Origin of the sequence: Demequina sp. NBRC 110051 (genome assembly GCF_002090055.1) — a bacterium.
Lineage (GTDB): Bacteria > Actinomycetota > Actinomycetes > Actinomycetales > Demequinaceae > Demequina.
This window is the reverse complement of record NZ_BBRH01000025.1, coordinates 1-8,650: the sequence shown is the minus strand read 5'-3', so window position 1 is coordinate 8,650 and position 8,650 is coordinate 1. Positions and strand designations below refer to the sequence as shown.

Annotated in this window: 10 protein-coding genes; 5 read left to right on the top strand and 5 right to left on the bottom strand. The window is 68.3% G+C overall.

Annotated features, from left to right (window positions below):
* Positions 1–59: 59 nt before the first annotated feature.
* The 3 genes from eis to B7K20_RS12770 form a co-directional block, all read right to left on the bottom strand.
* Complete coding sequence (gene eis / locus B7K20_RS12780) at positions 60–1,331, bottom strand: enhanced intracellular survival protein Eis (RefSeq protein ID WP_084102916.1); 1,272 nt, start codon at positions 1,329–1,331, stop codon at positions 60–62.
* Between the two features lie 93 nt (positions 1,332–1,424).
* Entirely contained in the window at positions 1,425–2,684 is a 1,260-nt protein-coding gene (locus B7K20_RS12775; protein ID WP_084102915.1) for a GNAT family N-acetyltransferase, read from the bottom strand.
* A 37-nt stretch (positions 2,685–2,721) separates the two neighbouring features.
* A complete protein-coding gene (locus B7K20_RS12770) occupies positions 2,722–3,231 on the bottom strand; it encodes a CoA-binding protein (RefSeq protein WP_200809108.1) in 510 nt (169 codons plus the stop codon).
* Between the two features lie 140 nt (positions 3,232–3,371).
* Here B7K20_RS12770 and B7K20_RS12765 point away from each other — a divergent pair, with 140 nt between their 5' ends.
* On the top strand, positions 3,372–3,851 hold the full coding sequence (locus B7K20_RS12765) for a Dps family protein (RefSeq protein ID WP_084102914.1): 480 nt from the start codon (positions 3,372–3,374) through the stop codon (positions 3,849–3,851).
* 189 nt (positions 3,852–4,040) lie between these two features.
* Here B7K20_RS12765 and cysE read toward each other — a convergent pair whose 3' ends face one another.
* Both cysE and cysK read right to left on the bottom strand, forming a co-directional pair.
* Positions 4,041–4,709 carry a serine O-acetyltransferase gene (gene cysE, locus B7K20_RS12760; protein WP_084102913.1) on the bottom strand — a complete coding sequence of 223 codons (669 nt, stop codon included), beginning with the start codon at positions 4,707–4,709 and terminating at the stop codon, positions 4,041–4,043.
* 16 nt (positions 4,710–4,725) lie between these two features.
* Positions 4,726–5,661, bottom strand: a complete 936-nt coding sequence (gene cysK / locus B7K20_RS12755) for a cysteine synthase A (RefSeq protein WP_084102912.1) — start codon at positions 5,659–5,661, stop codon at positions 4,726–4,728.
* A 364-nt stretch (positions 5,662–6,025) separates the two neighbouring features.
* On the opposite strand from cysK, the gene B7K20_RS12750 reads away from it, so the two are divergent.
* From B7K20_RS12750 to B7K20_RS12735, 4 genes are all read left to right on the top strand, one after another.
* Positions 6,026–6,511 carry an SRPBCC family protein gene (locus B7K20_RS12750; RefSeq protein WP_144018693.1) on the top strand — a complete coding sequence of 162 codons (486 nt, stop codon included), beginning with the start codon at positions 6,026–6,028 and terminating at the stop codon, positions 6,509–6,511.
* A 58-nt stretch (positions 6,512–6,569) separates the two neighbouring features.
* Positions 6,570–7,037 carry an SRPBCC family protein gene (locus tag B7K20_RS12745; RefSeq protein WP_084102910.1) on the top strand — a complete coding sequence of 156 codons (468 nt, stop codon included), beginning with the start codon at positions 6,570–6,572 and terminating at the stop codon, positions 7,035–7,037.
* The gene (locus B7K20_RS12740) at positions 7,037–7,456 is read left to right on the top strand and encodes a DUF1761 domain-containing protein (RefSeq protein WP_084102909.1); all 420 of its coding nucleotides are present in this window, start codon (positions 7,037–7,039) and stop codon (positions 7,454–7,456) included. The genes B7K20_RS12745 and B7K20_RS12740 overlap by 1 nt, the downstream gene beginning before the upstream one ends.
* Before the next feature lie 70 nt (positions 7,457–7,526).
* Positions 7,527–8,474 (top strand): aldo/keto reductase, encoded by a 948-nt coding sequence (locus B7K20_RS12735; protein ID WP_084102917.1) that lies wholly within the window; start codon positions 7,527–7,529, stop codon positions 8,472–8,474.
* The last annotated feature ends 176 nt before the right edge of the window (positions 8,475–8,650 follow it).

Below are 8,650 nucleotides of genomic sequence, written 5' to 3'. Positions count from 1 at the left end.
ATTCTGCGACCCTCATGTCCCGCTAGGACGCGGCTGCGGGGCTGAAGCCGAGGAACGGCCTAGAAGTCCCAGTTGGTCAGCGGCGCGACCGGCGACATCATCGCCACCGCGAGTTCGCGGGCCTGGCCGGGCGTGTGCTCGTGAATCTGTCCCGCCGCGGCGAGCGCCTCGACCGAGGTGCCGCCCAGGTAGATGGTCGATAGGTGGCGAGCGTCCATCGACAGGTCCGCCTCGCCGTGCGGGTCGTCACTGATCTTCGTCACGGTGGCATCCGCGCCTTCGACCACGATGCGCCACACGCCCGCGTTGTCCGGCACGTGCTTGTCGGTGAGGGCAAACGTGACCGAGCAGTCGTGGAAGTACTCGCGCGCCTCCAGCGCGGTCTCGACGTCCAGCAGGCGCACCCAGAGGTTGTCGATGACCTTGGATCGGATGCCGCGCGAGTCCTTCAGCTGGTACAGCAGCGGGTCATCCGTCGCGAGGTTCTCGGTGTTGGTGGTGCCCACCAGATCGAAGTCGGTGAGTGTGGCCCACAGTCGCTGTGACGCGGCCGCCGTGAGCGACCCATGCTCGCGCACCTGGCACACGCCGTCGTGGATGCCCAGCTCAGAGTCGGGCTTGCGGCGGAAGAACGCATACGCCACGGGCTCGCCGCGGTCCTCGACGATGCAGATGCGCCACTTCTCGTAGCCGTGGCGGTTGCCCACGGGGTCGGTGAAGCGGGCGTTACGGCCCGAGCCCACGGGGTTGATGATGGTCGCGGGGCGCGTGAGCTTGGCCTGCAAGTCCGACACGAGCTCGTCGTGCTTGTCGAAGTCGGCGCGCTCCAGGCGCACCGTGAGATCGTCGGCGCCCTCGACCGGCCACATCTTCGAGCCGCGCGGGATGGACGCCTTCACGGTCTGCGATGCCATGCCGTAGCCAAAGCGCGAGTAGATCTCAGCCTCCATCGCGTACAGGGCGCTCACGGCCTCGCCGCGCTCCAGGCACCGCGCGAAGTGGTCGTGCATCATCTGCGTCATGAGGCCGCGGCGGCGGTGTGCGGGGTGCACGCCCAGCCACGACAGGCCCGCGGTGGGGACGCGCCGGCCCCCGGGCGTGACCATCTCGGTGCCGAAGCTCGCGTGGACGGCGGCGATGTCGCCGAGCTCGCCGCGCCGGTCGTCGGTCACCTGCAGCGCGCGGGCGCGCTCGGTGGGCAGTGCGTCGACGTAATCCTGGCGGTCCTCGATGAGCCATTCGCCCACGAAGGCCCACTGGACCACCTGGAAGAACTCGTCGAGACGGTCCTCGGGGACGGAGATGGACTGGTAACCCTCTGCCTTCTTCATGCTTCTACCATTTCAGGTTTTGTGCGGGTAAAGAAATCGTGAGGTGTTCTTCCCTCGGGGGAATACGGCCGATGCCGTGGCTGGCTTGGGTGGTCAGAACCCGATATTGCAGGACGGCGCGAGGTCGGACAGCATGGCGCGCGAGAGCTCGCTGGCCGCGCCGTCGCGGTGCTCCGTCACCAGGCCAGCGCGCGTGAGAGTGGCGATGGAGGTGCCGCCCAGGTAGGCCGCGCCGAGTTCCTGAATGCTCATCGAGAGGTCCGCGTCGTCGTCGGTGCGGGTCACGGTGGCCTCGCCGCCCGTCACGCGAATGCGCCACGTGCCGGCGTTGTCGGGCACCTGCGGGTCCGCTATGGCGACCGTGACGTCGCAGTCGGCGGCGTAGCCGCGGCCCTCGAGCGCCGCGGCCACGTCGAGGACGCGCACCCACAGGTTGTCCTCGATCGACGCACGGGCACCGCGAGGATCGACCAGCAGGTGGAGCGTCTCGTCGTCGAGCGCGATGCGGGAGATGGCCGTCTTGGACATGAGGTCGAAGTCGACGAGCACGCGCATCAGCCGGGCCGTGGCATGCGCAGCGGCCGATCCCCACGCGCGCACCTGCACCTTGCCGTCGGGGGAGTGCAGATCCCAGTTGGCCTTGCGATTGAGCAGCGCCCACGCGAGCGGGCGCTCGCCGTCGCGCACGATCACGATGCGGAGCTCGTCGGCTCCGTCGCGGTCGGCCTCGATATCCAGGAAGGCCTCCGCGACCGTGACCTCTTCGAAGTCCACGATGCTGCCGGGCCTCGTCATCGCCGCCTGCACCTCCTGGAGCACCGGGGCATGCCGGTCGTAGGAGGCCGAGTCGATCTCGACGATGAGCTCGTCTGCGCCCGCCACCTCTCGCATCTTGGCCCCACGCGACAGCTCGACCATCGCGGTACGCGCAGCGAGGCCGTAGCCGAAGCGCTGGTAGATCTGTGTCTCCGAGGCGTACAGCGCGCTGATCGCCTCGCCGCGTGCACGGGAGTTCGCGAAGTGGTCCGCGATCATCGCGGTCAGCAGGCCGCGCCTGCGATGGCCCGGGTGCACCGACACCCACGACAGCCCGGACGTGGCGATGGAGCGCCCGCCTGGGACCGCGAGGTGGAAACGAAACGACGTGTGTGCGGCCGCGAGCGTGCCCACGGTGCCGCGTGCGGCATCGGCCACTTCGACGGCGCGGCCGGCGCCGAAGGGATAGACGCGCGTGATGAAGTCGGCGTCCTTCTGGGGCACGGTGAACGCGAACGCGAACGACGTCACATGGAGGACCTCGACCGCGCGCGAGGCGTCGGTCGAGATGAGGCGGTAGCCATCGGGGGAACTCATGGAGCGATCGTGGCACACGTCGGTGCGCCGGGCGCGCTTAGCCCGCCATGGCCTCCTCGATGGGCGTGCGCAGGCGCTCGTACTCGACCTTGATGCAGTGGTTCTGCACCACGGTGAGTCCCGCCTGTGCGGCGACCGCTGCGGCACCGTCGTTCACGATGCCCAGCTGCAGCCACAGCATGTCCGCCTCGGCCTTGACCGCAGCGTCCGCGACCGGCGCCACGTGCTCGGCGCGCCGGAACACGTCCACGATGTCGGGCTTGACGGGAAGGTCCGCAAGGTCGGCGTAGAACGCGTGGCCCCGGATCTCTTCGCCCACGGCGACGGGGTTCACGAGGTAGACCTCATAGGGTGTGTGCTCCATCAGCCACACCGCGATCGCGTACGACGTGCGGTGATCGTTGGGGGAGGCCCCCACCACGGCGACGGTGCGCGCCTGGGACAGGGCCGCGACCAAAGCATCGTCGTCGGGCAGGTGCGCTGCCATGGGAGCGGGACACGCGTCGGAACCGTCGAACGAGACGGGCTCAATGCCAAAGGTGCTCATACCCACAAAACCGTACCCGCGCATCGGCCATTCCCACGGGTGCGAGGCGGCACGAGGGGAATGGCGGCCCCGCCCCGCGGCGTTATGACGGGCGACGGCGCCCGCGGTACGAGCGGGCCAGAACTACAAGGAGATCTGTCATGACGGAGTCGCAGACCCCCGCGATTGGTATCGAGGAGAAGGACCTGAAGGCCATCAACGCCGGCCTTGGTCAGACCCTCGCCGACACGTTCACGCTGTACCTCAAGACGCACGGCTATCACTGGAACGTGACCGGTCCGCACTTCCGCTCGCTGCACCTCATGCTCGAGGAGCAGTATCAGGCGCTCTTCGAGGCCGCGGACGACCTCGCCGAGCGCATGCGCGCCCTCGGTGAGAAAGCCCCCGGGTCGATGGCGGAGATGCTGGAACTTGCCACGCTCAAGGACCACGAGCCCACGGACGACGCGATGACGATGGTGAAGAACCTGCAGCGCGACCACGAGGCCGTCGCCGCGGCGATTCGGCCGCTGTCGGAGGCGGCCGACGAGGCGGGCGACGGCGCGACCGCCGACCTCTACAACGCGCGGCTCGACTTCCACGAGGAGACGGCCTGGATGCTGAGGGCCTTCGCCTCGTAAGCCACGCCAGAAGAATGACAACGGGCCCCTCACCGATCGGTGAGGGGCCCGTCTTCGTTGGCGCGGCTGAGGGATCGCGCCAGACGTCTCGGAGCGGTGGCTCCGTTCGTCACAGTAGCGCCACTCTTGGCGCTCTGCCAGCCATGACACCGCGGTTTGTGAACAAGCCGACGGCGGCGTGTCGGCGTGTCAGATGTAGTACATCGCGGGCTCGCGCTGCTCGTGGTCCGCCGCCGCCGCGGCCGGAATAGCATCGGGGTCCGGGTGAATGTGTGAGTCGCCAGCGTCGATCGATGATGCCGCGGTCCCGGCCTCGCGTGCCGAGGGGTGCTCGCGGATTTTGGCGGGGATGCCGACCGCAGTGGCGCCGTCGGGGACGTCCTTCACGACCACGGCGTTGGCGCCGATGCGGGCGTCGCAGCCGATGTGCACCGGGCCCAGCACCTTGGCACCCGCCCCGACGACCACGCGGTCACCCACCGTGGGGTGGCGCTTGCCAGGGCTCATGGTGGTGCCACCCAGCGTCACCCCATGGAACAGCAGCACGTCGTTGCCGACCACGGCGGTCTCACCGATCACGACACCCATGCCGTGATCGATGAAGACGCGCCGCCCGAGCGTCGCACCGGGATGAATCTCGATCCCGGTGCGACGCCGCGCGTACTGCGACCACAGGCGGCCGTACGTCTTCAGGCCGTGGTTCCACAGCCAGTGAGCGATCCGGTGGTGCCACACGGCGTGAACGCCCTGGTAGGACAGCGCGATGACAAGGGCGGAGCGGGCCGCGGGGTCGCGGATCAGCGCCGTCTTGACATCCTCGATGGCCAGACGCAGGGGGCCGATGCGGTCAGCAGTCATGGGGACGGGGGACTCCTTAGTCCATCAGGTCGGCGTACAGCACCGACGACAGGTAACGCTCGCCGAACGACGGGATGATGGTGACGATGGTCTTGCCGGCGTTCTCGGGACGCTTGGCGACCTCGATGGCGGCGTGCAGGGCGGCGCCGGACGAGATGCCGACCAGCAGGCCCTCCTTGCGGGCCGCGGCGCGCGCGGTCGCGATGGCGGTCTCGGAGTCGACGTCGATGACCTCGTCGTAGATCTCCGTGTTGAGGATCTCGGGCACAAAGTTCGCGCCGATGCCCTGAATCTTGTGCGGGCCGGGCTCGCCGCCGTTGAGGATAGGCGACTCCTTGGGCTCGACGGCGATGATCTTCACCTCGGGCTTCTTGGCCTTCAGCACCTCACCCACGCCGGTGATGGTGCCGCCCGTGCCGATGCCGGCGACGACAATGTCGACCTCGCCGTCGGTGTCGGCCCAGATCTCCTCCGCGGTGGTCTTGCGGTGGATCTCGGGGTTGGCCTCGTTCGCGAACTGGCGGGCGAGGATCGAGCCGGGGCGCTCCTCGGCGATCTTGTTCGCCGCGTCGACGGCGCCCTTCATGCCCTCGGGTCCGGGGGTGAGGACCAGCTCCGCACCGAAGGCACGCAGCAGGGCGCGGCGCTCCTTCGACATGGTCTCGGGCATCGCGAGCACCACGTTGTAGCCGCGCGCGGCGCCGACCATCGCGAGCGCGATGCCGGTGTTGCCCGAGGTGGCCTCGACGATGGTGCCGCCGGGCTTGAGCTCGCCCGATGCCTCGGCGGCGTCGACGATGGCGACACCCAGGCGGTCCTTGACGGAGTTGGCGGGGTTGTAGAACTCGAGCTTGCCGAGCACCGTGGCGTCGACGCCCTCGGTGAGCGAGTTGATCTTGACGAGCGGGGTGTTGCCGATGAGCGCCGTGGCGTCCTCGTAGATCTTGGCCATATCTCTCTTCCTTGTGATGGTGGCTTGCAGGTAGTGACTTGCCTGGATGGGCACGGGGTGAGAACACGGCGAGTCGAGACTCGATTCCGGTTCAAGGCGAGCGCTGGCGGCGTGCGAGTGGGCCCAAGGGGGCCGGGAGCCAACGCTCTACAGACAGCAGCCCTCGCAGCACATGCGGCAGCACATGCTCGAGGGCTGGGGGCACATCGGGGCGGCAGTGACCTGCGTCGTGGCGACGCGGCTGCCGTTGCTCATGGTGAGTCTCCTCCGAGGGCGTGTGCGGCCAGGCTAGCGCCGATGCGCCCGTTGCGGCAACAAAACGACTTCCTTCGAGGTGCGCAGCGGCTCCAGTACGGTGCCTTCCGTGACCGTTTATCGAGAGCGCACCGTGCATGTCACGACGCTGCGGGCGACCATCGACGAGGTGTGGGCCTACGTGTCGAGCCGCGAAGCCCAGGTGAAACATGACCCGCGGATGGTGCGGATCGACGTGATCGAGGGTCAGTGGGCAACGATCGGGAGCCGCATGGTGACGACCGGCATCCTCGATTCGGGCGAGCACCACACGTTCGAGTCGGAGTTGATTGCCATTCGCCCGCCGGAGTCGTACACGACGCGATCGTGGTTTCCCGACGGCCACGTGACGGGAACGCACCAGTTTCGGCAGGTGGGCGGCGAGGTCGAGTGGAGCCACCAGATCGATATCGAGACCAGGAGCCTCACGTGGATCGAGCGCGTAGCGCTGCGGTCCACCCGCCGCGGACGAGAGCGATCCACGCGACGGACGCACGAGCAGGATGTCGCGGCCATACGTCATGCACTCGAGGCAATGCGGTCGGAGGCCCCGTGATGCCCGGCGCTAGGGTGAGTCAAGGCGACAGCGGCGTCGCCGCACGAGGGAGGTAAGCGTGAGCGACGAGTCGGTCGAGGTCACCAAGGAGATCCACGGGTCACCCGAGGAGGTTTGGCGCGTGATCACCGACCTCGATTCCGCGCCCGAGGTCATGCGCAACATCGTCGCCGTCGAGCGGGTCGAGGGCGAGGGCTTCTCCGTGGGAACGCGGTGGCGAGAGACGCGGCGGATGTTTGGCCGCGACGAGGCCGAGACCATGTGGGTCAGCGATATCGACGAGCCGCGCTCCTACACGGTCCAGTCGCGGGCGGGGGGTGCGCTGTATACGACGGTGTTCCGCCTCACCCCGATCGACGAGGGCACGGAGCTCGTCGTCACGTTCGGTGCCGAAACGGAGGACCCTGGAGTGGGCCAGCGTGTCATGATGGCGCTGTTCGGCAAGGCTGCCATGAAGGCCACGCGCAAGGCGCTCGTCGAAGACCTCGACGACATCGCCGTCGCCGTAGAGAAAGCAGGCTCGTGATGGAGTGGTTCTCGTTTGACGGCATCCCGTGGTGGGGAGTGCTCGTCGCGTTCGTGGTCACCTTCGCGTTCGGGTGGTTCTATTACTCGCCAGCCGGCGTCTTTCCTGTGTGGAAGCGGCTGGGCAAGATCGAGGCTTCCGACGTCGAGAACGCCAACATGGGCGTGGCATTCGGCGGCACGTTCCTCGCGAACGTGCTGGGGATCATCGTGCTGGCGATGCTCATGGTGGGCCTCGGCGTCGACGGCTGGGCCGCAGGGCTCACGTTTGGCGCGGTGATTGGACTGGTCTTCCGCGGGGGAGCGCATGCGTTGCACAACGGCTTTGCGGCCCGCCACCCGGGCGTGACGCTGCTCGATGCCCTGCACGACACCGTGGCCCTCGCCCTCTCGGGGCTGATCCTCGCGCTGTTCATGTAACGGATCCCGACCACGAGTTTGGTTGACGATTCACGGAATGCCGGCCACGGCATCGGCCGTTATCGATGGCATGACCGTGAATACCCACACCGCACCCACCCTCGGAACTCTCGACCTCGCCGGCGCGCCGCTCGCGCTCGGCGGCAACGTGTTCGGCTGGACCGCCGACCGCGACGATTCGTTTGCTGTGCTGAGCGGCTTCGCCGACGCCGGCGGGCGGCTTATTGATACGGCCGACGTCTACTCGGCCTGGGCTCCGGGCCACCGGGGCGGGGAATCCGAGGAGATGATCGGTCAATGGCTCGCCGCGACCGGACGTCGTGACGACGTCCTCATCGCCACCAAGGTCAGCGAGCACCAGGACTTCCGCGGGCTGTCCGCGTCGACGATCAAGACGGCGGCCGAGGCTTCGTTGAAGCGACTCGGGACCGATCACATCGACCTGTACTACGCGCACTTCGACCACGACGAGCCGATCGCTCAGACCGCCGCGGCCTTCTCCGAGCTGGTCGATGAGGGCCTGGTACGCGAGATCGGCATCTCGAACTTCTCGGTGGCACGTATCGATGAGTGGATGGATGCGGTGGCTGCCGATGGCCTGCACCGACCCGTCGCCCTGCAGCCGCATTACAACCTGGTGGAGCGTGGTTACGAGGGCGATCTGCGTGCCGCGGCCCAGCGCCACGGCCTGGGTGCGCTGCCGTACTGGTCGCTCGCGAAGGGCTTCCTGACGGGCAAATACCGTGACGGTGCTTCGGTCGAGAGCGTGCGAGCGGCCGATGCCTCCGCGTACCTCGATGACCGCGGGCGCCGGGTGCTGACCGTTCTCGACGAGGTCGCGGCGGCGCATGCGGTGCCTGTCGCGTCCGTCGCACTCGCGTGGCTCGCGGTGCAGCCCACCGTGGTGGCGCCGATCGCGTCGGCTCGCAACACGTCGCAGCTCGAGACGCTCGTGGGGGCGTTGTCGCTCACGCTCGCAGACGACGAGGTGGAGGCGCTGACGGCCGCGTCGGCGTAGTTCCGCTGCGCTGTGCGCGCTGGCCCGCGCCACCGTGCGCCCTAGGAGCCGTTGAGTGCCCGCTTCCGCGTGAAACCGGGCACCGGATGGCTCCCAGGGCGCGGACGCGGGCCGAGGACGGCGAAAGCCCGGGTCCCCTGGAGGAGGCCCGGGCTTTCGCGCGCGGAGCGGGTGAC

Excerpts from the sequence above, each read along its gene's own strand:
- eis (WP_084102916.1), bottom strand. The coding sequence starts at position 1,331 with ATGAAGAAGGCAGAGGGTTACCAGTCCATCTCCGTCCCCGAGGACCGT.
- B7K20_RS12775 (WP_084102915.1), bottom strand. The coding sequence starts at position 2,684 with ATGAGTTCCCCCGATGGCTACCGCCTCATCTCGACCGACGCCTCGCGC.
- B7K20_RS12770 (WP_200809108.1), bottom strand. The coding sequence starts at position 3,231 with ATGAGCACCTTTGGCATTGAGCCCGTCTCGTTCGACGGTTCCGACGCG.
- B7K20_RS12765 (WP_084102914.1), top strand. The coding sequence starts at position 3,372 with ATGACGGAGTCGCAGACCCCCGCGATTGGTATCGAGGAGAAGGACCTG.
- cysE (WP_084102913.1), bottom strand. The coding sequence starts at position 4,709 with ATGACTGCTGACCGCATCGGCCCCCTGCGTCTGGCCATCGAGGATGTC.
- cysK (WP_084102912.1), bottom strand. The coding sequence starts at position 5,661 with ATGGCCAAGATCTACGAGGACGCCACGGCGCTCATCGGCAACACCCCG.
- B7K20_RS12740 (WP_084102909.1), top strand. The coding sequence starts at position 7,037 with ATGGAGTGGTTCTCGTTTGACGGCATCCCGTGGTGGGGAGTGCTCGTC.
- B7K20_RS12735 (WP_084102917.1), top strand. The coding sequence starts at position 7,527 with ATGACCGTGAATACCCACACCGCACCCACCCTCGGAACTCTCGACCTC.